Origin of the sequence: Stenotrophomonas sp. TWI819, from assembly GCF_039673075.1 — a bacterium.
Lineage (GTDB): Bacteria > Pseudomonadota > Gammaproteobacteria > Xanthomonadales > Xanthomonadaceae > Stenotrophomonas > Stenotrophomonas rhizophila_B.
Genome location: NZ_JBDJKY010000019.1, coordinates 1 through 21290 on the forward strand (window position 1 = coordinate 1; position 21290 = coordinate 21290).

General features: G+C 63.4%; 17 protein-coding genes and 1 riboswitch. Of the genes, 12 read left to right on the top strand and 5 right to left on the bottom strand.

What is annotated here, in order from left to right; all coding sequences use genetic code 11:
- Positions 1 to 877 precede the first annotated feature (877 nt).
- From ABE463_RS17755 to ABE463_RS17765, 3 genes are read left to right on the top strand one after another with little or no spacing between them, the layout of a single operon-like run.
- Positions 878 to 1291 (top strand): acyl-CoA thioesterase, encoded by a 414-nt coding sequence (locus ABE463_RS17755; protein WP_019184839.1) that lies wholly within the window; start codon positions 878 to 880, stop codon positions 1289 to 1291.
- 46 nt (positions 1292 to 1337) lie between these two features.
- Positions 1338 to 2156 carry an NAD-dependent protein deacetylase gene (locus ABE463_RS17760; protein ID WP_346469054.1) on the top strand — a complete coding sequence of 273 codons (819 nt, stop codon included), beginning with the start codon at positions 1338 to 1340 and terminating at the stop codon, positions 2154 to 2156.
- 58 nt (positions 2157 to 2214) lie between these two features.
- Entirely contained in the window at positions 2215 to 3363 is a 1149-nt protein-coding gene (locus ABE463_RS17765; RefSeq protein WP_346469055.1) for an NADH:flavin oxidoreductase/NADH oxidase, read from the top strand.
- A gap of 50 nt (positions 3364 to 3413) precedes the next feature.
- Here the strand turns inward: ABE463_RS17765 and ABE463_RS17770 are convergent, their stop codons facing one another.
- Complete coding sequence (locus ABE463_RS17770) at positions 3414 to 4346, bottom strand: LysR family transcriptional regulator (RefSeq protein WP_346469056.1); 933 nt, start codon at positions 4344 to 4346, stop codon at positions 3414 to 3416.
- Positions 4347 to 4485: 139 nt separating this feature from the next.
- Between ABE463_RS17770 and ABE463_RS17775 the strand changes: the two genes are divergently transcribed.
- Both ABE463_RS17775 and purU read left to right on the top strand, forming a co-directional pair.
- Positions 4486 to 4752 carry a DUF2798 domain-containing protein gene (locus ABE463_RS17775; RefSeq protein WP_123731102.1) on the top strand — a complete coding sequence of 89 codons (267 nt, stop codon included), beginning with the start codon at positions 4486 to 4488 and terminating at the stop codon, positions 4750 to 4752.
- Between the two features lie 77 nt (positions 4753 to 4829).
- Complete coding sequence (purU, locus tag ABE463_RS17780) at positions 4830 to 5681, top strand: formyltetrahydrofolate deformylase (RefSeq protein ID WP_346469057.1); 852 nt, start codon at positions 4830 to 4832, stop codon at positions 5679 to 5681.
- 129 nt (positions 5682 to 5810) lie between these two features.
- Here the strand turns inward: purU and ABE463_RS17785 are convergent, their stop codons facing one another.
- The 3 genes from ABE463_RS17785 to metE form a co-directional block, all read right to left on the bottom strand.
- The gene (locus ABE463_RS17785) at positions 5811 to 6437 is read right to left on the bottom strand and encodes a nicotinamidase (RefSeq protein WP_346469058.1); all 627 of its coding nucleotides are present in this window, start codon (positions 6435 to 6437) and stop codon (positions 5811 to 5813) included.
- Positions 6438 to 6489: 52 nt separating this feature from the next.
- Complete coding sequence (locus ABE463_RS17790; protein WP_121044311.1) at positions 6490 to 7179, bottom strand: epoxyqueuosine reductase QueH; 690 nt, start codon at positions 7177 to 7179, stop codon at positions 6490 to 6492.
- Between the two features lie 70 nt (positions 7180 to 7249).
- Positions 7250 to 9547, bottom strand: a complete 2298-nt coding sequence (gene metE / locus ABE463_RS17795; protein WP_346469059.1) for a 5-methyltetrahydropteroyltriglutamate--homocysteine S-methyltransferase — start codon at positions 9545 to 9547, stop codon at positions 7250 to 7252.
- Between the two features lie 213 nt (positions 9548 to 9760).
- Positions 9761 to 9992, bottom strand: a riboswitch (cobalamin riboswitch).
- A gap of 321 nt (positions 9993 to 10313) precedes the next feature.
- Between metE and ABE463_RS17800 the strand changes: the two genes are divergently transcribed.
- From ABE463_RS17800 to ABE463_RS17815, 4 genes are read left to right on the top strand one after another with little or no spacing between them, the layout of a single operon-like run.
- The gene (locus ABE463_RS17800) at positions 10314 to 11798 is read left to right on the top strand and encodes a class I SAM-dependent DNA methyltransferase (protein ID WP_346469060.1); all 1485 of its coding nucleotides are present in this window, start codon (positions 10314 to 10316) and stop codon (positions 11796 to 11798) included.
- A 2-nt stretch (positions 11799 to 11800) separates the two neighbouring features.
- A complete protein-coding gene (locus tag ABE463_RS17805; protein WP_346469061.1) occupies positions 11801 to 12898 on the top strand; it encodes a restriction endonuclease subunit S in 1098 nt (365 codons plus the stop codon).
- Positions 12899 to 12930: 32 nt separating this feature from the next.
- Complete coding sequence (locus ABE463_RS17810; RefSeq protein ID WP_346469062.1) at positions 12931 to 14919, top strand: RNA-binding domain-containing protein; 1989 nt, start codon at positions 12931 to 12933, stop codon at positions 14917 to 14919.
- A gap of 4 nt (positions 14920 to 14923) precedes the next feature.
- On the top strand, positions 14924 to 18376 hold the full coding sequence (locus ABE463_RS17815) for a DEAD/DEAH box helicase family protein (RefSeq protein WP_346469063.1): 3453 nt from the start codon (positions 14924 to 14926) through the stop codon (positions 18374 to 18376).
- A 6-nt stretch (positions 18377 to 18382) separates the two neighbouring features.
- Here ABE463_RS17815 and ABE463_RS17820 read toward each other — a convergent pair whose 3' ends face one another.
- Positions 18383 to 18670, bottom strand: a complete 288-nt coding sequence (locus ABE463_RS17820; RefSeq protein WP_346469064.1) for a HigA family addiction module antitoxin — start codon at positions 18668 to 18670, stop codon at positions 18383 to 18385.
- 376 nt (positions 18671 to 19046) lie between these two features.
- On the opposite strand from ABE463_RS17820, the gene ABE463_RS17825 reads away from it, so the two are divergent.
- The 3 genes from ABE463_RS17825 to ABE463_RS17835 all read left to right on the top strand — a co-directional run bounded on the left by ABE463_RS17825 (position 19047) and on the right by ABE463_RS17835 (position 21251).
- A complete protein-coding gene (locus ABE463_RS17825) occupies positions 19047 to 19823 on the top strand; it encodes a hypothetical protein (protein ID WP_346469065.1) in 777 nt (258 codons plus the stop codon).
- Between the two features lie 70 nt (positions 19824 to 19893).
- Positions 19894 to 20460 (top strand): sigma-70 family RNA polymerase sigma factor, encoded by a 567-nt coding sequence (locus ABE463_RS17830; RefSeq protein ID WP_346469066.1) that lies wholly within the window; start codon positions 19894 to 19896, stop codon positions 20458 to 20460.
- The gene (locus ABE463_RS17835; RefSeq protein ID WP_346469067.1) at positions 20457 to 21251 is read left to right on the top strand and encodes an anti-sigma factor; all 795 of its coding nucleotides are present in this window, start codon (positions 20457 to 20459) and stop codon (positions 21249 to 21251) included. Before ABE463_RS17830 ends, ABE463_RS17835 begins: the two co-directional genes overlap by 4 nt.
- Positions 21252 to 21290: the final 39 nt, after the last annotated feature.

Genomic DNA, 21290 nt, shown 5'->3' on the forward strand with positions numbered 1-21290 from the left:
ACATCTGTCCCTTAAAATGCAGACGCCCGATGCAGTGCATCGGGCGTCCTTGGCCGCCTGACGGCGGCCTCTACATCCGCCACAGGTGTCAACCTATGGCAGGACGGGTCACCGCTTTACTCGCTGAAGCGATGAAGCGATGAAGCGATGAAGCGATGAAGCGATGAAGCGATGAAGCGATTAAGCGATGAAGCGATTAAGCGATGAAGCGATTAAGCGATGAAGCGTTGAAGCGTTGAAGCGTTGAAGCATTGAAGCATTGAAGCAAGAGCGTTGGCGTCCGGATGCTGCGAGTGGAAGTGACCCGGGCAGGCGAATGCTGGACCCGCCGTGAACACGTCCGTGTGGGCTCGTGGGCCGCATCCATGCGGCCCCAACGGTCCTGCATTCGCCTGCCCGGGTCACTTCTCACGGATCTCCCAGTGCGGTTGGAAAGGCACTTTGCTTCTGATGGCTTCTACTGTCGTGGCATGCCTTCCTATCACACGTTGGGTAGAGCCGAGCCATGCTCGGCTGCTCTTCCTTCCCCACACCACGTCGCGTAAGCATCCGCTGGAACTGCTCTCCCCACCGCGCAACGACACACTATCCAGAGGAGGTCGGGGGCCCCTTTGCAGGACCGTTAAGCGGCATGGATGCCGCTTACGAGCCTACATGGGTGAGAACGCATTGCCTGCGAGGTATTGCCTCGCATGCGTTCGAACGCACAGCCGCCGGCGGCTGGGCCGGGCCGCGGAGCGGGATTTACGGCGCGTCCAGCAAAGGGGCCCCCGACCTCCTCGAACCGATAGAGATAAATGCGCCAAGAGCGCTCTACGCGTCCAACCACCCCCTGTCGTATCATCCGCGCCACCCCACAAGACTCCCGGCCCACGCCATGACCCCCATCCCTGAGACCATCCCGCCCATCGAAGTCCGTATGGCCGAGATTGTGTTCCCCAACCACACCAATCACCTGGGCACCCTGTTCGGTGGCCAGGCACTGGCATGGATGGACAAGGCGGCGTTTCTGGCCGCCGCCCGCTACTCGCGCCGCACCGTGGTCACCGCGCGCTCGGACCAGGTCGATTTCAAGCTGCCGATCCGCATCGGCCAGATGGTGGAGACCGTCGGCCGCATCGTGGAAGTGGGCCGCAGCTCGATGAAGGTGGAGGTCGAACTGATCGCCGAAGACCTCCACACCGGTGAGCGCAAGCTGTGCACGCGCGGGCACTTCGTGATGATCGCGTTGGATGCCGACGGCCATCCGACCAGCGTCCCGTCGCTGCCGGGTGACATCCCGGGTCCGTAAGCGGCCCGCGATTGCCTCTCCGCGCCTGCGCCCCCATCTGCTGATCATGAGCACACCTCTCGCTGAGTTCATCGACCGCGCCCAGCGCCTGTTCGTGCTGACCGGCGCGGGCTGCAGCACCGATTCGGGCATCCCGGATTACCGCGATGCCGATGGCCAGTGGAAGCGCAGCCCGCCCGTCACCTACCAGGCTTTCATGGGTGAGCTGGCCACGCGCCAGCGCTACTGGGCGCGCAGCCTGCTGGGCTGGCCCCGGTTCGGGTGGGCCCAGCCGAACGGCACGCACGCCGCGCTCGCCGCACTGGAAGCCCGGGGCCAGGTCGAGCTGCTGCTCACCCAGAATGTCGACCGCCTGCATCAGCGGGCGGGGAGTGAGGCGGTGATCGATCTGCATGGGCGGCTGGACCAGGTGCGCTGCATGGGCTGTGAAGCACGCACCTCGCGCGAGGCGTTCCAGCACCGGCTGCTGGCGCTCAACCCCGGCTGGGAGCATCTGGAGGCAGGACAGGCGCCCGACGGCGATGCCGATCTGGAGATGGATTTCTCCGCTTTCCAGGTGCCGGCCTGCCGGGCCTGCGGCGGCGTGCTCAAGCCGGACGTGGTGTTCTTCGGTGAAAGCGTGCCGCGCGAGCGGGTCGCCACCGTTCACGACCATCTGCAGCGGGCCGATGCGGTGCTGGTGGTCGGTTCCTCGCTGATGGTCTATTCCGGATTCCGCTTCGTGCAGGCGGCCGCGCAGGCCGGGGTGCCGATCGCTGCGCTCAACCGTGGCCTTACCCGCGCCGACGCGCTGCTGAGCCTGAAAGTCGACCAATCCTGCGCCGAGGCGCTGGCCTTCCTGCTGCCGGGAACCGCCGCCGCCTGAGCCGCTACGAAACACTGATCCATTGGCACGGTTGCCTCCGCCGCCGCACAGGAGTGCAATGGCGTCCGGTTCCATTTCCTCTTCCCGAGTTCCCCCCTTGAGCCAGCTCTTCTCCTCCATCCCCTTCGGCCCGCTGACCCTGCCCAACCGCATCGTGATCGCGCCGATGTGCCAGTACTCCTGCGTCGATGGCCTTGCCAACGACTGGCACCGCATCCATCTCGGGCAGCTGTCGCAGTCCGGTGCCGGCCTGCTGATCCTGGAAGCCACTGCCGTGCTGCCGGAAGGGCGCATCAGCTGGGCCGATCTGGGTCTGTGGGATGACGCCACCGAAGCCGCGCTGGCCTCGGTCGTGGCCTCGGTCAAGCAGTGGTCACCGATGCCGCTGGGCGTGCAGTTGGGCCATGCCGGGCGCAAGGCGTCGGTCAACAAGCCGTGGGAAGGCGGCGGTGCGATGGACCCGTCCGATCCGCGCGCCTGGCCCACGGTCGCGCCGTCCGCACTGCCGTTCGCCAAGACCGATCCGACGCCGACCGAACTGGACCTGGCCGGTATCGATGCCGTGGTGGAGGCCTTCGCGGCTGCGGCCCGTCGCGCCGAACGCGTCGGCATGGATCTGATCGAGCTGCATGCCGCGCACGGCTACCTGCTGCACCAGTTCCTGTCGCCGCTGAGCAACCGCCGCGAGGACGACTACGGTGGTTCGCTGGAAAACCGCATGCGCCTGCTGGTGCGCGTGTTCGACGCCGTGCGCGAGGCCGTCTCCGATCGCATCGCGGTGGGTGTGCGCATCTCCGCCAGCGACTGGGTGGCCGGCGGCTGGGATATCGAGCAGACCACGACCCTGGCGCACGTGCTGGACGCGCGCGGGTGCCAGTTCCTGCACGTTTCCAGCGGTGGCAATGATCCGCGCCAGCAGATTCCGCTGTCGCCGGGCTACCAGGTACCGTTCGCGCAGGTGATCAAGGCGCACAAGCTGCGCATGCCGGTCATCGCCGTGGGCCTGATCACCGAGCCCTCGCAGGCCGAATCGATCCTGCGCCATGGTCATGCCGATGCGATCGCGCTGGCCCGCGGCATCCTCTACGACCCGCGCTGGCCGTGGCATGCCGCCGCGGCACTGGGCGATTCGGTCGCTCCGGCACCGCAGTACCTGCGCTGCGAACCGCGTGAAGCCCGCGGTGTGTTCATCGCGCCGGAACGCTGACACGCTGACGGGAGTGCCGGCCGCTGGCCGGCATCCGGGTGACCCTGCACTCAGCCGACGTGCACCCGCCACGCCGGCGGCAGCCCCTCGATGATGTGCTGCATCAGCGCCCGCACCTTGGGCGTCAGATCACGGCGATCGCTGACGCACAGGAACAACCGCATCGGCTCCGGTGAGGCCTGGGTGCTCTGCGCATCGCCGGGTTCGAACAACGCCTGCAGTTCGCCGCGCGCGAGATAGGGCGCGGCCACGAACGCTGCCAGGCGGGTGATGCCGCCACCGGCCACCGCCATCGCGGCCAGCGCGTCGATGTCATCACTGGCCAGTGCCGGGGTCACCTCGGCATCGAAGCGCATGCCGTCGCGCACGAAACCCCAGCGCAGGTAGCGCCCATCCAGCGGATAACGGAACAAGAGGCAGCGATGCTCGCGCAGCGCCTCTGGCGTGAGCGGGATGCCGGCACGCGCGAGATACGACGGTGCCGCGCAGACCACGAACGGCACCTGCGCGATGGGCCGTGCGACCAGGCCTTCTTCCAGCTGCGGTTCGATGCGGATGCTTACGTCCACGTCTTCGTGCGCATGGTCGACGCTGCGGTCGGCCAGCAGCAGTTCGATCGCCAGCCGTGGATAGCGTGCCTGCAATGCGGGCATCAGCGGCGCCAGCACATGACGGCCGAAAGCCGCGCTGCTGGCAATGCGCAGCCGGCCTTCGGGCGTGGCATCCAGATCGGTCACGGCGGCCTGTGCCCGCTGCAGATCACGCTCGATGTGGCGCACCTGGGCGAGATAGACCGCGCCGCGCTCGGTCAGCGCGAGCTGGCGGGTGGTGCGGTTGAGCAGGCGCACGCCGAGGTGGGCTTCGAGCCGGGCGATGTTCTGCCCGACCGCGGCGGGGCTGATGCCCAGCGTCCGCGCGGCCGCGGCCAGGCTGCCGGCATCGGCGGTGCGGATGAAACTGCGGATTGACTGGAGAATGTTCATGCTGAAGGCCATTTTCCATGGTCATTGCAAAGAATTGCTTTATAAAGCGCCAAGCCGGCGCGGTCTACCAGGCTTTCCGGGCGCTGGCTATCGTGCCGGTCCCGCAACCGCTGGTTGCCTGATCAAAGGAACCCTACGCATGACCGCTCCCCAGGCTGTGGCGATGCGCCGCTGGAAGCTCGGCGCCCGCGCTACCCCATTCGTGTTCGCCTTCTTCATGGCCTCGATCATGGCCATGCTGATGTGCCTGGTGATCACGGCCGCCAATGCCGGCGTGGGCGCGGACTACCCCGCGCGCGTGCTTGGCGCCTACCAGTTGGCGATGCCGACCGCGTTCTGTTGCGTGCTCATGGTGCGCCCGGTGGTGATGCGGCTGGTGGCGTGGACGGTGCATCCGCCGCGGTAACCCGGATGGCCTTGCCGAATGGTTGCAGGTGAGAGCAACCGTGCCGCGGATCCGGGCGCTCCTTTACACTTGAAAGGATGCGCCCCGATTCCATCCTCACCCTCTCATGCCCGGACCGTACCGGGATCGTCTACCGTGTGTCCGGCCTGCTGTTCGAGCTGGGCTGCAACATCCTCGATGCCCAGCAGTTCGGCGACGACGAGAGCGGCCGGTTCTTCCTGCGCGTTCATTTCGACCGTGCCGCCGAGCAGTCGCTGGGCGACGTGGAAGCCTGCATGGCCACGCTGGCCGCCGAGTTCGGCATGGACTGGCAGCTGCATGACGCCCGCCGCCGTGCGCGCCTGCTGGTGCTGGTGAGCAAGCAGGGGCATTGCCTCAACGACCTGCTGTTCCGCGCGCACAGCCGGCAGCTGCAGGTGGACATCGCGGCGGTGGCCTCCAATCACGAGGATTTCGCTGCCCTGGCTGGGTCCTACGGCGTGCCGTTCCATCACCTGCCGGTCAACGCGGACAACCGTGCCGTGCAGGAGCAGCAGATCATCGACCTGGTCGAACGCGAGCAGATCGACCTGGTGGTGCTGGCGCGTTACATGCAGATTCTGTCGCCGCGACTGTGCGAGGCCTTGGCCGGGCGCGCGATCAACATCCACCACAGCTTCCTGCCCAGCTTCAAAGGCGCGCAGCCGTATCACCAGGCGCACGCGCGCGGGGTCAAGATCATCGGCGCCACTGCGCACTATGTGACCCCGGATCTGGACGAAGGCCCGATCATCGAGCAGGACGTGGCGCGTGTGGATCACGCGATGACGCCGCGCGATCTGGTGCGGCTGGGCAGCGATACCGAATCCCAGGTCCTGGCGCGCGCGGTACGGCGGCATGTGGAGCATCGGATCCTGCGCAACGGGCATCGCACCGTCGTGTTCCGCTGACCGGTAGGTACCCACCGTTGGTGGGTACGACGCTACCAGCGCACGGCCGGCACCAGACGATCGTTCTTTGATCCGGTAGGTACCGACCGTTGGTCGGTACGCTTTCTGGCAGGCGCCCGGGTTCGCCGGTCAGATGACCGCGATCTTCGCCTTGGCCAACGCCTCACGCACCATGCCGTCATTGGCCTCGGTCACCGGCCGGGTCAGTGCCCAATGGAACTTGACCCGGAACCCGGACTTCACCGCGTCCTGCGCGCTCCACAGCACGCAGTAGTCGCGCGCCAGGCCGCACACATGCACCTCGCGGATGCCGCGCTCATGCAGCCAGCCGGCCAGGCCGGTCGCGGGGCGGGTGCCGTCAGGGCCATGGTTCTCACGGAACGCGCTGTAGGAGTCCACCTGCTGGCGCGTGCCCTTGCGCAGGATCAGGTCGGCCACCGTCCAGTCCACGCCCGGATGCAGCACGGCGCCGTCGCTGCCTTGTACGCAGTGGTCCGGCCACAGGGTCTGCGGCTGGGCGTGCAGCAGGATCGCTTCGAACGGGAGATGCCCAGGGTGCTGGCTGGCGAAGGAGGCGTGGTCGGCCGGGTGCCAGTCCTGGGTCGCCACCACGGTGGCATACCGGCGCTCGGCCAGCAGCGCCGTAATGTCCGGCACGATCGCATCGCCGTCCACGCAGGCCAGTGCGCCACCGGGCATGAAGTCCGGCTGCAGGTCGATCACGACCAACGCGACATCGGCGGGGTAACGGTGCATGGCGGCTTCACGGCGGTGGGGGCGCCCAGTCTAGCCGACGCCCCCGCAACGGTCAGTCGGCGTCGCCCTGCTTCGAGGTCCCGTCGCCGTAGTACAGCACGCCCAGCTTGATCCGCTCGCGGCCGGTCTCGCGACGGTGGCGGTTGGCGTCGCGCAGTGAGTACACGCAGCCGCAGTATTCCTGTTGATAGAACTGCTCGCGCTTGCTGATCTCCACCATCCGCGCGGCACCGCCGCCCTTGCGCCAGTTGTAATCCCAGTACTGGATACCCGGGTAGTGTGCGGCGGCGCGGTGGCCACAATCGTTGATCTGGTTCATGTCCTTCCAGCGCGAGATGCCCAGCGAGCTGCTGATCACCGCAAAGCCGTTCTCGTGCGCGTACAGCGCAGTGCGCACGAAACGCATGTCGAAGCACATCGTGCAGCGGATGCCGCGCTCGGGTTCGTTCTCCATGCCGCGGGCGCGGGCGAACCAGTTGTCGGTGTCGTAGTCAGCATCGACGAACGGCACGCCATGTTTCTCGGCGAAGCGGATGTTCTCCTGCTTGCGCAGTTCGTATTCCTTCACCGGGTGGATGTTGGGGTTGTAGAAGAAGATCGTGTAATCGATGCCGGAGGCGGTGATCGCCTCCATCACTTCGCCCGAGCACGGCGCGCAGCACGAGTGCAGCAGCAGCTTGGTGTGGCCGTCGGGAAGGGACAGGGTCGGGCGGTCGATCGGTGTCAGGTCATGCGGGTTCATGCGTTTCTCGTCGACCCCACCGCCGGCAACGGCGGCGATGGGGTCCTTGGGGCTGTCTACAAGGGTCGGATCAGGCGGCGTTGGCGTCGGCGGTTTCCTCGCGCAGTTCGCGCGCGGCGGCCACCAGCGCTTCCAGCGCGGCACGGGTTTCCGGCCAGCCACGGGTCTTCAGGCCGCAATCCGGGTTGACCCAGATCTGCTCCGGGCGCAGCACCTCGGCGGCCTTTCGCAGCAGCGCCAGCATCTCGGCCTTGTCGGGTACGCGGGGGGAGTGGATGTCGTACACGCCCGGGCCGATCTCGTTGGGATACTGGAAGCGCACGAAGGCATCCAGCAGCTCCATGCGCGAGCGCGAGGTCTCGATCGAAATCACGTCCGCGTCCATCGCAGCCACCGAGTGGATGATGTCGTTGAACTCGGAATAGCACATGTGCGTGTGGATCTGGGTCGCATCGCGCACGCCGCTGGCGCTGATCCGGAACGCTTCCACCGCCCAGTCCAGGTACTCGCGCCATTGGGCACGGCGGAGCGGCAGGCCTTCACGGATCGCCGGCTCGTCGATCTGGATCACGCCGATGCCGGCCGCTTCCAGATCGGTCACTTCATCGCGCAGCGCCAGCGCGATCTGGCGGCAGGTGTCCGCCCGCGATTGGTCATCGCGCACGAACGACCACTGCAGCACCGTCACCGGGCCGGTCAGCATGCCCTTCATCGGCCGCTGGGTGAGCGACTGCGCGTACTGCGACCAGCGCACCGTCATCGGCTGCGGACGGGTCACATCGCCGAAGATCACCGGCGGCTTCACGCAGCGCGAGCCGTAGCTCTGCACCCAGCCGTTCTTGGTGAAGGCAAAGCCATCGAGCTGTTCGCCGAAGTACTCCACCATGTCGTTGCGCTCGAACTCGCCGTGCACCAGCACGTCCAGTCCAATCTGTTCCTGCACGCGCACGCAGTGCTCGGTCTGGGTCGCCAGGAACGCATCGTAGTCCGCATCGGAGAGCTTGCCGGACTTGTTGCGGGCACGCGCCTCACGCACCTCCAGCGTCTGCGGGAACGAACCGATCGTGGTGGTCGGAAAACGCGGCAGCTTCAGCGCGGCGGCCTGGGCGAGGTGGCGTTGCGGGTAGCGGCTGTGGCGCTGTGCATCGGCCGGGGTCAGCGAGGAAAGACGCGCGGCGACGGCCGGGTTGTGCACGCGCGGCGAACGACGGCGCGACTCGATGCACGCACGCGCATGGGCCAGCGGTGCTTCGGCACGCGCGGGTGCATCGATCGCGTCGGCCAGTACGCGCAGCTCGCCGAGCTTCTGCCTGGAGAACGCCAGCCAGCTGCGCAGTTCGTCATCGAGCTTCTTTTCGTGGTCCAGATCGACCGGGGTATGCAGCAGCGAACACGACGGCGCCAGCCACAGCGCATCGCTGCCGACATGGCCGTGCGCGTAGCGCGCCAGCACCAGGGCGTTGTCCAGATGGGTGCGCCAGATGTTGCGGCCGTTGACCAGGCCGGCCGACAGCACGCGACCGGCCGGCAGCGCCTTGATCACCGCATCGAGCTGTTCCGGCGCACGGACCAGATCCACATGCAGGCCATCGACCGGCAGCGAGGCGGCAAGGGCGAGGTTGTCCTCCAGCGCACCAAAGTACGTCGCCACCAGCACGTTGGGGCGGGCAGCCTGGGACAGCACCGCGTAGGCATGCTCGAAGGCCGCACGTGTGGCCTCGTCCAGGTCCTGCACCAGCAGCGGCTCATCCAGCTGCACCCACGCCGCGCCGGCGGCCTTGAGTTCGCCCAGCAACTGCACGTACACCGGCAGCAGCGCATCGAGCAGGTCCAGCGCGTTGCTGCCATCGGTGGTCTTGGACAGCCGCAGGAAGGTCACCGGGCCGATCAGCACCGGACGGGTCTCGATCCCCAGTGCCTTGGCCTGGCGGTACTCGGCCAGCGGCTTGTCGCCGCGCACCGCGAAGGCTTGGCCAGCATGCAGTTCGGGCACCAGGTAGTGGTAGTTGGTGTCGAACCACTTGGTCATTTCCAGCGCATGCAGGTCGATGCCATCGCGCTGCAGGCCACGCGCCATCGCGAAGTAGCCGCTCAGCGGCTCGGCATCGGCGAGCGCGCGGTAGCGGGCCGGGATCGCATCGAACAGGAAGGCCGCATCCAGTACCTGGTCGTACAGGCTGAAGTCGTTGCTCGGCGGCACATCCACGCCGGCCTCGCGCTGCAGCTGCCAGTGGCGTTCACGCAGCTCGGCCGCGGTGTCCTGCAGCGACGCGGCGGTGCTTTCGCCGGACCAGAAGGCTTCGAGCGCGCGCTTGAGTTCGCGCTTGGCGCCGATGCGCGGAAAACCCAGGTTGGTAACAGTGGTCATTGGAACGTGTCCTCATTGCGTAGGGGCATTGAGGAACGAAGGAACCGCGCGCCGTCCGAGGCCTTGCAGCCCGTTCCGCCCCGCCAGCGACCTTCGCCCCCGCGGGCGAACCGGATGCCGTGAAGCGGACGCACGGGGGCAGCGCCAGGCAGGCGGCATGGCGGCAGGCCCCGGCAACCTCCCCGCGGACGTTCCAGGTCGAATCGGAGGACGGTCATGTCCTCCGGCCGGGGCCGGTATTCGGGCTGATGGACACGGGCGCAGGCGCCCACCTAGTACCTGCCGCTTCCCAGGCCGGGGCCCAGTGCTGTTGGCAGGAGTCGTTTCCATTCACCGCTGCGGGGCAGCTCCGGAATGGGCGCGGGATGCGCCTTCACCGGATTCCCGTTTAAATCCATCCATTCATCTGCATGAAGAGATGGATACCTTCGGCGAGCACAAGGTAGGCCGAAGGCGGGCGATGGTCAAGGGGGCGTCTATTGAACCCTGTCCGGAGCTCCCCTGCAGATCAAGACCGGCGTGGTCGTGTCCGGGGCAGGCCGGGCTTTTGCGTAGATCGGACCGATGTTGCACGCCGGATGAAGCTCGCGTCACCCTGTTCGGCAGGGAGCACGACCGCGTATTCTGTTCTTCTATCAGCGGTGTCCTGAGCTTGCCAAGCAATGCGCGCATCGCTCACGAACAGACGTCAAAAGAATGAGGTGGCGCTCCTGCCCCGCCATTCCAGGCATCTTCATCGAAGCATCGAACGGAAAAGCTGTACGACATGATCACAGGCAACCTCAAATCCCAGATCGACCGCATTTGGGACGCATTCTGGAGCGGCGGCATCTCCAACCCCATGGAGGTCATCGAGCAGATGACCTACCTGCTGTTCATCAAGCGCCTGGATGAAGAACAGACGCGTCGCGAGAGGCAGGCAGCACGCACCAGAAAGGATGTCGAAGACCCCATCTTCAACAAGCGCCAGCAGAAGCTGCGCTGGTCGAAGTTCAAGGAGTTGGGTGATCCGGCCGAGCTGTACCGGGTCATCGCCGATGAGGTATTTCCGTTCATCAAGGCGCTTGGCGGGCATGGCGCCGAGTCGGCCTATGCTCGGCATATGAAGGATGCGCGTTTCACCATTCCCAGCCCGGCATTGCTGGCAAAGGTAGTCGACATGATCGACGACGTGCCGATGGAGGACCGCGATACCAAGGGCGACCTGTACGAGTACATGCTCGGCAAGATCGCCAGCGCAGGCACCAACGGCCAGTTCCGCACGCCGCGCCACATCATCAAGCTGATGGTGGAGATGATGGCACCGACCGCCGATGACGTGATCTGCGACCCGGCCTGCGGCACCGCCGGTTTTCTGGTGGCGGCGGCCGAGTACCTGCAGCAGCACCACCGCGAGGCCATCTACAAGGACAGGAAGGCTGCACGCCACTTCAACCAGGACACCTTCCACGGTTTCGATTTCGACAGCACCATGCTGCGCGTAGGCGCGATGAACATGCTGCTGCATGGCATCGAACAGCCCAGCATTGAAAACCGTGATTCGCTCAGCGAAGGCCATGCCAAGGTGGCTGAGCAGTACAGCCTGATCCTGGCCAATCCGCCGTTCGCCGGCAGCCTGGACTATGAGAGCACCGCCAAGGACCTGCTGCAGATCGTCAAGACCAAAAAGACCGAGCTGCTGTTCCTTGCCCTGTTCCTGCGGCTGCTCAAGCCCGGTGGCCGCGCGGCGGTGATCGTGCCCGATGGCGTGCTGTTCGGCTCGTCCAAGGCGCACAAGGAACTACGTCGGATGTTGGTGGAGGAACAGCGCCTGGATGGCATTGTGTCCATGCCGTCGGGGGTGTTCCGCCCGTATGCGGGCGTTTCCACCGCCATCCTGCTGTTCACGCGGACTGACAGCGGCGGTACTGACAACGTCTGGTTCTATGACATGCGGGCCGATGGCTACAGTCTGGATGACAAGCGCAATCCGCTGGACGTAGACAAGCATGAGCAGAACAACTTGCCTGACGTCTTCAATCGCTGGAAAGATCGCAAAGCGGAAGTGACCCGACTACGTACCGACCAGAGTTTTCTTGTGCCGAAGACCGAGATTGCAGGCCATGGCTACGACCTTTCAATCAATCGCTACAAGAAGGTGGTGCATGAGGTCATGCAGTGCGACGAGCCGCATCAGATCATGGCGGAACTGAAGTCTCTGGAGGCGGATATCATGCGTGGTATGGAAGAACTGGAAGGGATGCTGCAGTGATGATGAAGCATCTCCCGTTCTCAGCTCTTGTCCGTGACGTATCTGGGGGAAATGCCAAAGTTGCCCAATCGGAATTTTTGTCGAGCGGGGATTTGCCAATTGTTGATCAAGGGAAGAGCTTCATCGCTGGATATACGGATAGTTCAGCCAGTGGATTCAAGAGCTCAGAGCTGCCTGTCATTGTCTTTGGCGATCACACCAAAGCAATTAAGTTCATAGATTTCCCGTTCGCGATGGGTGCCGATGGCATAAAAGTCCTGAAGGCAAACAAGGACTGCGATTCCAAGTATCTATACCACTACCTTCGTCAGGTCATACTCCCTGACGCTGGTTACAGTCGACACTACAAGTTCCTAAAAGAGCTGTTTGTTCCGTTGCCATCGCTTCCTGAGCAACGCCGGATTGCGGGGATCTTGGACAAGGCCGATGCGGTGCGCTCCAAACGTACCGATGCCATCGCAAAGCTCGATCTGCTGCTCAAGTCGGTGTTCTTTGAGATGTTTGGAGATCCGGCTACAAATCCGAAAGGACTTGAGATGGTGCGCCTGGGCGACCTTGGCGAATGGAGTAGCGGCGGAACTCCCTCAAGAAGCGATGCCGATAATTTCGAGGGGGATATCCCTTGGTATACGTCCGGCGAGTTGAATGATGTCTATGTACATAAAAGTGCGGAGCATATCTCTTCCAATGCACTACGAGCCAGTAGCGCAAAGCTGATGGCGCCTGGCACATTGATGCTGGGAATGTATGATACTGCGGCATTCAAGTCGAGCATTTCGACGATTTCCAGCGCATGCAACCAGGCAATTGCGTTCTCAAAGCTGTGTGCGGATAAGGTAGAGACGCTGTATGTCTATTACTTGCTTCAATTTGGAAAGGAGCATTACAAACGGTTGCAGCGTGGGGTGCGTCAGAAGAATCTGAACCTCTCGATGGTGAGGGAAACCAGAGTCTTGTACCCATCCATGATGCAGCAGCAGCAGTTCGTTCGGATTGCAGAGAGAGTCTTGAAGCATAAAGCGACGCTGCAGGCTCAAGCTGGGCAATTCGATGCTCTGTTAGTGGCCCTGCAACAGCGCGCGTACAACGGAACGCTGTGACCAACCCGTACCCAGCTGCCAGATCTTGGAAAATGACCGACATCCAGTCAATCGCCGATATCCAGTTGCTTCGCGAGTCAGTCGACCTCGAGTGCAAGCTCGCCCGCGGTCGAGACGGCCAAGGCGCGTTGCCTGACGACTTTTGGCCCACCTACAGCGCCTTCGCCAATGCCGGCGGCGGCGTGGTCGTACTGGGGCTGCGCGAGCGCAACGGGGCGTTTGCCATCGAAGGCATCGCCAATGTGGCCAAGGTGCGCAAGGAGCTGTTCGATGGCCTTGGCAACCGGCAAAAAGTCAGTGCCAATTTACTGGTGGATGCGGATGTCAGCGAACTGGTCCTGCCGGAAGGCACCTTGCTGGTCATCCAGATACCACGTGCTGGCCGCAAGCAGCGCCCCGTGTTTCTGAAGGGCAACCCGCTCGGTCACACCTACCTGCGGCTCAATGAAGGCGACCGTTGTCTGCCCGATGAAGACGTCAAGCGCATGCTGGCCGAACAGGTCGAGGACAGCCGTGATGACCGCATTCTTCGCGGCTATGGCATGCCGGACCTGTGCATGGAAACCTTCCGTGCCTACCGGCAGGTGTTCGCCAACCGTGATCCGCTGCACCCGTGGAATACGCAGGACGACCTGGGCTTCCTGCGCCAGATCGGTGGCTGGCGCCAGGACCGCGAAACCGGCGACGGTGGCCTGACGTTGGCTGGTCTGCTGATGTTTGGCTGGATGTCCACCATCCAGGAGGCGTTGCCGAACTACATGCTGGACTACCAGGAACGTCCGGAAGCCCGCATCGAAAGCCGCTGGGTGGACCGGATTACGCTGGACGGCAGGTGGTCGGGAAATCTGTATGACTTCTATCGCAGGGTCTACCTGAAGCTGACTGAAGATCTGAAGGTGCCGTTCTTGCTTGAGAAGGGTGAGCGTAAGGATGAAACCGCTGTACACGTTGCCCTGCGCGAAGCCTTGGCCAATGTGCTGGTGCATGCGGACTATTCCGAGCGCGCCCCGGTGCTGGTGGTGAAACGGCCGGACATGTTCGGCTTCCGTAACCCGGGCCTGATGCGGATTCCCCCTGAGATCGCCATCCGCGGTGGCGAGCATGATTGCCGCAATCGGACGCTGCACAAAATGTTCCGGTTTGTGGGTGTGGGTGAGCAGGCTGGATCCGGTATTCCAAAAATATATGGCGGCTGGGCCGACCAGCATTGGCGCGCGCCTGCGCTGTACGAGCGTATGGAGCCGTACAACCAGACCCTGCTGGAACTACGCATGGTCGACCTGTTGCCGGATGACCTACTGGCAGGATTGAGGACACGCTTTGGTGTCCGTTTCGATGCATTGCAGCGCAATGAGCGGCTGACCTTGGCAGCCGCTGCCACGGAGAAGACGGTTACCCATGCCCGGGTGATCGAGATGACGGCCCTGCACCCGGTGGACGCGACGCGTCTGCTCCAGGCACTGGTCAAGGAGGGGTTCCTGGAAGGGCACAATCCCGGGCGGGGCGCCGTGTACTGCCTGCCGGGGGCCGCGCTGCCGAGGCCGGAGGAAGTGTTCGGGGACAGCTCCGCACATTTGCCCGCGGGCTCCGCACATTTGGTCCCGAGCTCCGAACATTTGCCACACAGCTCCGCACACTTCCGCACAGATAACTCGGATAAATTGGTAGAAAATCAAAGAGATACAAACGGTCTTCTGATCAGCGCACAGCTCGACGCACCCATCATCGACTCGCTGGAGCACTTGGCCCCGACATTCCGTTCGATGCTGGAAGCGATGGCGGCACTGCCGCGCACCCGAAAGAAGGTAGGCAAGGCCGAAATGAAGGACGTCATCGTCCGTCTGTGCGTAGGCCATTACGTCACCGGTACCTGCATTGCCGCGCTAATCGCGCGCGATTCAGATGCGTTGCGGCAGCACTACTTGAAGCCACTGGTCCGGGAAGGCCGCTTGCGCTTTGCCTTCCCCACCACGCCCACCCATGCCATGCAGGCATATCAGGCCACTCAGCCCGGGGAATAAGGATTTGAGCAACTTCCAGTTTCTGCTGCCGGAATTCAACGCGCTCTGCGAGCCTGCCAAGGCCGCGGAGCAACTCGCGCATTCCGACCCGCGTGCGTGCTGCATGCGCACCCGCCACGCGCTGGAGCAGGCGGTGCATTGGCTGTACCAGAATGACCGTGACCTGCGGATGCCCTATGACGGCGGGTTGAACGTGTTGCTGACCCAGGTTGCGTTCACCCAACTGGTTCCGCCTTACGTGCATGACAAGATGCGGCTGATCCAGAAGCTCGGTAACCAGGCGGTGCACGGCAACCAGCGGCTGGGCAGTGGCGATGCGTTGCGACTCGTCCGCGAATTGTTCCACGTACTGTTCTGGCTGGCGCGCACCTATACCCGCGCCAGCGACCCGAAGCGTATCGTTGCCGAGTGGGATGAGCAGCGGGTCATAGGCTTGGTCCGTGCCGATGAGGCAGTTGCTTTTACCCGCGACGAGTTGAAGAAGCAGGAAGCCAGGTTCCAGCAACAGATCGGCGAACTGCATGCTTCGCTCGAAGCGCGTGAGGCACGCGTTGCTGAACAAGCAGCTACGTTGGCCGAGCGGGAAGCGCTGCTGGCGCAGCTGGATGGCGCCTTGGCCGGCCGACGTGCCGAACTGGCGCAGGCCAAGCTCGCCAACATCAGGGTGCCTGATGCCCATGACTACAACGAGGCTGACACCCGAACCTATTTCATCGATGTACTGCTGCGCGAGGCCGGATGGGAGGTAGGGCGCAACGTCTCCATTGAAGTTCCGCTTGCAGGTATGCCCAACAGCAAGGGAGAGGGCTTCGCCGACTATGTGCTCAATGGCAGCGACGGCAAGCCACTGGCAGTGGTGGAAGCCAAGCGCAGCTTCAGTGATCCGGATGTCGGCCGGCAGCAGGCCAAGCTGTACGCTGATTGTCTGGAGAAGATGACCGGCCAGCGCCCGTTGATCTTCTATACCAATGGCCACAACACGTGGCTGTGGGACGACATGAGGGCGGCGCCACGTGAGGTGCAGGGTTTCTACAGCGCCGAAGAGCTGAAGCTGTCCATTACCCGGCGTGAGTTGCAGCAGGATCCGCGGCGGCTTCAGGTCAACACCGGCATCGCAGGTCGTGCCTATCAGCTTCGGGCCATCAAAGCGATGGCAGAATCGCTTGCACATGGGCGGCGCTCAGGTCTGTTGACGATGGCGACGGGCACGGGTAAGACCCGTATGTCGATAGCCTTAGTGGACCTATTGATGCGTGCCAACTGGGCAAAACGCGTGCTCTTCCTGGCGGACCGCGTGGCGCTGGTGAAGCAGGCAGCAAATGCTTTCAAGGCCCACCTGCCTGATTCCAGTCCGGTGAATCTGGTGACAGAAAAAGACGGGCAGGGGAGGGTGTATCTGTCCACCTACCCGACGATGATGAACCTGATCGATCAGATTGCTGACGGGCGTCGTCGCTACGGCGTGGGCCACTTCGACCTGATCATCATCGACGAGGCGCATCGGAGTGTGTACCAGAAGTATGGTGCGATTTTCCGATTTTTTGACAGCTACCTGGTGGGTCTGACGGCAACGCCCCGCGACGAAGTGGATCGCGACACCTATCACCTGTTCGGGCTGGAAACTGGCGTTCCCACCGACGCGTACGGGTTGGATGAGGCGGTCGCCGACGGTTTTCTGGTGCCTCCGCGCGCGCAGTCGGTTCCCTTGAAGTTCGTTCGTGAGGGTATCCGGTATGACCAGCTCAGTGAGGAAGAGAAAGAACACTGGGAGTCGCTGGATTGGGGCGAGTGTGAGGAGGACGGCGCTCCAGGCGAAGTGCAGGCGTCGGATATCAACAAGAAACTCTTCAATGAAGATACCGTCGACAAGGTGCTTCAGCATCTGATGCAGCACGGTTTGAAGGTCGATGGCGGCGACACGCTTGGCAAGACGATCATATTCGCGGTCAATCAGCAGCACGCCGAGTTCATCTCGCGACGTTTCGATCATCATTACCCGCAACACAAGGGGCAGTTTGCGCGCGTCATCACCCATGAGGTGAAATATGCGCAAAGCTTGATCGACAGCTTCAGCATCGCGACAAAGATGCCGCAGATCGCGATCTCCGTGGATATGCTGGATACGGGCATTGATGTGCCGGAGGTTTTGAACCTGGTGTTCTTCAAGGCCGTAAGGTCGAAAGTGAAGTTCCTGCAGATGATCGGCCGTGGTACCCGTCTGTCTCCGGACCTGTTTGGTCCCGGGAAGGACAAGAAAGAATTCTTCATATTCGATTTCTGCGGCAACTTCGAGTACTTCAATGCGCATCCAGCGGGGGCTGCGGGTGCACTCGCAGAACCAGTGGGAAAGCGGTTGTTCCAGGCACGGATTGATCTATTGTCCCTGTTGCATTTGCCGGTCAACCAAGTGGCCGAGGATCACGTCGATTACTCAGGAACGAATCTCCGGACAGGTTTGATCGAACAGTTGCATGGCGATGTGGCGGCAATGAATCAGGATAATTTCATTGTTCGCATGGAGCTGGAACATGTGACACGTTTCTCTGAGCGCGACGCATGGAACAGACTAGGTGTTGCAGAACTTGGTGAGCTGCGTGATCGTGTGGCCGGCCTTCCCACTGAACGTGATCCTGAACAGATCACGGCCAAGCTGTTCGATCTGATCTGCACCAACCTGCAGCTTGCCATCCTGCGTTCGACTGCTGACTTCGCACGAAATCGCGACCGAATTATAGAGCTCGCCTCGGATCTGGAGACGATGCAGGCCATTCCTGCAGTGCAGGCGGAAATCATCTTGATCCAGGAAGTGCAGGACCCAGAGTTCTGGAAGGATGTGACCGTCGAGATGGTTGAACGGTTACGCCGCCGGCTGCGCAATCTCATTCAGTTCATTAAGCGCACTTCCTCCAAGCCTGTTTACAGCGTATTGGATGATGAAATCGGCGATGCGGTTGTTATCGAAATGGCGAATTTCAGCACTGGTATCAACCTTGCTCAGTATCGGCGGAAGGTAGAGGCGTGGATACGCGAAAATGAGAACCACCTCGCCATTGCCAAGCTTCGCCACAACAAGCCGCTGACCCCAACCGATCTGGCGGAGCTGGAACGGTTCGTTTATGCGGCGCCTGAAGTAGAGAGCAAGACTAGATTTGAGGCGTCATTCGGTGTCGAGCAATCGCTGCCGGTCTTCATCCGTTCCCTTGTTGGGCTGGATCGCGGTGCAGCCAAGGAGGCGTTCGCCCACTTCTTGGATGGCAGCCGGTACAGCAGCCAGCAGATCCGGTTCGTGGAGATGATCATTGATCGTTTGGTCAGTAATGGCGTCCTAGAGCCGGGGCAGCTATATGAGCCTCCCTTCACTGCCATCCATTACGAAGGTCTGGATGGCGCATTTGTAGATGCAGATGCAGACGAGATTGTCACCGTATTGACGAAGATCAGTCGCTTTGCGGCTTGATTAATTTCAACGATGAGGAGGAATGGCGGCAATCGGTAGAGCTTGGCGCTGCAACTGGAGGGCTTTATCGTAACCACGCTGCAGGTTCAGCCAGAAAGATGCAGTGGTCGCGAAATGTTCGGCAAGTTTATGCGCGACGGCATTGGTGATGAAGTCTCGTCCGGTGGTGATGCCCTCGAGATGTGCGAGTGGGACATTAATGCGACGAGCTAGATGTTCAGGTTTCATCGACAGGGGACGAAGAAATTCCTCTTTTAGGATCTGTCCGGGATGAGGGAATGGGACTGAGCGCATGAGGTCGCCGACCAAGATGGGGGGTTGAAGAAGCTGGTAGAGCAGCTAGTGTCGTCTGACGCGGCGGTTCTATTGCTACCGGTCTTCAAATTCTGGGCCCTTTTCAAAGTTGCGTATGCCGCTCCAGTCACAGTTTTGCCGGCAGAAATGGCTTTAGGTCCATTGGTGCAGATGAGATCAGGATCGAGGCCACCACAGCGAGGTTGGCCACGATTTCCAGTGCGCTGGTCATGTGGGCGGGCCGGGCAGGCGCTATATGGAATGCAATGGTGGTATGAGGCCTTCGAAATGGGGGGGCGCGAACTTCCGTACGGTCTGATGCATCCGCCGCGCCGCTGGCTACGTATCTACTCACGAACCCATCGTGGAGCCACGCATGCGCCGTCCCCCTCTACCCTCATTGCTGCTGCTGTTTTGCCCAGTGCTGCCGGCAGCCGCGCAGCAGGTACAGCGCCAGGAAGGCCGCGCGTACGCCACCGCCGATGGGCGCCTGCTCTACCGCGAGACCCATTGGCTGCAGGGGCCGGCAAGCGCACAGTCGCGGCTGGTGCTGTACCGCTGCAGCGACGGGCGCCCGTTTGCGCGCAAGTGGATGACCCCACAGGGCAGTCCGCAGACGCCGGATTTCACCTTGGACGATGGCCGCGATGGGTATCAGGAAGGCGTGCGCGGCGGTGCCGCCACCCGCCAGGTATCGGTCCGCGCCAGCGCGCAGGCACCGACGTTCAGCCGCGCGATCGCGGTTCCGCCGGGCGCGGTGGTTGATGCCGGTTTCGACGCGGCGGTGCGCAGCCATTGGGCCGCGCTGCAGGCCGGGCAGAGCGTGGCGTTCCAGTTCCTGCTGCCCAGCCGTCAGCGCTTGGTACCGCTGAAGCTGCAGCGCACCGGCGCGGTGACCTGGCAGGGTCAACCGGCCGAGCAGCTGCAGATGAAGCTCGATGCGTGGTTCGGTTTCGCGGTGCCCCCGGTCACCCTGGTCTATGCCAGCGCGGACCAGCGGCTGCTGCAGTTCACCGGCACCGGCAACGTCCGCGATGAGAAGGGTAAGTACCCGCAGGTGCGGGTCGAGTTTCCGGCGGCTCCCGTTGCCACGCCTGCGGCCGAGTTGTCCGCCGCGCGTACGCAGCCGCTGGTGAAGACATGCGGTGCCTGAGCGCCCCCTTGCAGACGGCGGCGGGAGCAGGGAGGATGCCGATACGCCCGTTATCGACATTGAGCCTGCAATGCCCGAGCTGGACGCCGCCGCTGCCGCATCACACCGTCTGGACGAGTTGCTCGTCCGCGTCGCCGGCGGTGATCGCCAGGCGTTCGAATCGGTCTACCAATTGTCTTCGGGACGGCTGTTCGCGATCTGCCTGCATGTGCTGCGCGACCGCGGCGATGCCGAAGAGGTGCTGCAGGACGTCTTCATCACGGTCTGGAACAAGGCGGCGCAGTTCGACCGCGCCAAGGCGGCGGCCATGACCTGGCTGTCGATGATGGCGCGCAACCGCTCGATCGACCGCCTGCGGGCCGCGCCGCCGCGCGTGCTGGATGATCTGTCGGTGGCGGAGGAGATTCCCGATGTCGCGCCACAGCCTGCCTTTGCCGCCGAGCAGGCCTCCGACCACGAGCGCCTGCAGGCGTGCCTGGAAACGTTGGAACCGCGCCGGCGATCCTTGATCCGGCTGGCCTTCCTCGATGGCGCGAGCTATGAAGAATTGGCGCGCCGCATCGGTTCGCCGCTGGGCTCGGTGAAGAGCTGGATCCGTCGTGGGCTGGGCCAACTGCGGGTGTGCCTGGAACGATGAACGTTCGCGACCTCCACGATCTGCACGACGACGGCGAGCCGCCGAGCGCCGACATCCTGGCCGGCGAGTACGTACTGGGCGTGCTCGATGCCGGCCAGCGTGCCGAGGTTGAACGCCGCATCGCCGGCGATCCCGGTTTTGCGCGATTGGTGACGCAGTGGGAGAACCGCCTTGCGCCGCTGCTCGAATCGTTCGGCAGTGAAGCGGTGCCTGCGCATCTGTGGCCCCGCATCCGCACGTCACTGGGCTGGCCCGCAGCAACGACCGCCTCGCCACGGGTCTGGCAGCGCACCGGTTTCTGGCAGGGCATGACCGCGCTTGCCGCCGCGTTGGCACTGGTGGCGGTGTTCAGTCGCCGCGATCTGGAGCCGACCGCACCTTCGCCTACGCCCGTGGCCGTTACACCGACGACGCCGACCACGCCAACGACACCGGCCGAGCCGGAGCAGGCCACCAAGCCGGTCACGCCGCTGTTGCACGACGATGGCACGCCGGGCTGGCTGGCGTCCGTCGACAAGGCCCAGGGCAAGGTGCTGATGGTGCCCGTCCCGGCCGCGGCCGATGCAGCCGGCCGTGCCCCCGAGCTGTGGTTGATTCCGGCCGGCGGCGCACCGCGTTCGCTGGGCCTGGTCTCCATCGACCGCGCGCATACCGTGGCCGTGCCGGACACGCTGCGTGATGCGCTTGTGAACGGCTCGGTGTTGGCGATCACGCTGGAACCGTCGACCGGTGCGCCGCAAGGCATTCCGACCGGCCCGATCATCGCCAAGGGCGACATCGCCAACCTGTAATCGCACGGAGTCGCGGTTTTTTTCCGGATCCGTGCATCC

Coding starts and splice junctions, on each gene's coding strand:
- ABE463_RS17755 (WP_019184839.1), top strand. CDS start 878: ATGACCCCCATCCCTGAGACCATCCCGCCCATCGAAGTCCGTATGGCC.
- ABE463_RS17760 (WP_346469054.1), top strand. CDS start 1,338: ATGAGCACACCTCTCGCTGAGTTCATCGACCGCGCCCAGCGCCTGTTC.
- ABE463_RS17765 (WP_346469055.1), top strand. CDS start 2,215: ATGGCGTCCGGTTCCATTTCCTCTTCCCGAGTTCCCCCCTTGAGCCAG.
- ABE463_RS17770 (WP_346469056.1), bottom strand. CDS start 4,346: ATGAACATTCTCCAGTCAATCCGCAGTTTCATCCGCACCGCCGATGCC.
- ABE463_RS17775 (WP_123731102.1), top strand. CDS start 4,486: ATGACCGCTCCCCAGGCTGTGGCGATGCGCCGCTGGAAGCTCGGCGCC.
- purU (WP_346469057.1), top strand. CDS start 4,830: ATGCGCCCCGATTCCATCCTCACCCTCTCATGCCCGGACCGTACCGGG.
- ABE463_RS17785 (WP_346469058.1), bottom strand. CDS start 6,437: ATGCACCGTTACCCCGCCGATGTCGCGTTGGTCGTGATCGACCTGCAG.
- ABE463_RS17790 (WP_121044311.1), bottom strand. CDS start 7,179: ATGAACCCGCATGACCTGACACCGATCGACCGCCCGACCCTGTCCCTT.
- metE (WP_346469059.1), bottom strand. CDS start 9,547: ATGACCACTGTTACCAACCTGGGTTTTCCGCGCATCGGCGCCAAGCGC.
- ABE463_RS17800 (WP_346469060.1), top strand. CDS start 10,314: ATGATCACAGGCAACCTCAAATCCCAGATCGACCGCATTTGGGACGCA.
- ABE463_RS17805 (WP_346469061.1), top strand. CDS start 11,801: ATGAAGCATCTCCCGTTCTCAGCTCTTGTCCGTGACGTATCTGGGGGA.
- ABE463_RS17810 (WP_346469062.1), top strand. CDS start 12,931: ATGACCGACATCCAGTCAATCGCCGATATCCAGTTGCTTCGCGAGTCA.
- ABE463_RS17820 (WP_346469064.1), bottom strand. CDS start 18,670: ATGCGCTCAGTCCCATTCCCTCATCCCGGACAGATCCTAAAAGAGGAA.
- ABE463_RS17825 (WP_346469065.1), top strand. CDS start 19,047: ATGCGCCGTCCCCCTCTACCCTCATTGCTGCTGCTGTTTTGCCCAGTG.
- ABE463_RS17830 (WP_346469066.1), top strand. CDS start 19,894: ATGCCCGAGCTGGACGCCGCCGCTGCCGCATCACACCGTCTGGACGAG.
- ABE463_RS17835 (WP_346469067.1), top strand. CDS start 20,457: ATGAACGTTCGCGACCTCCACGATCTGCACGACGACGGCGAGCCGCCG.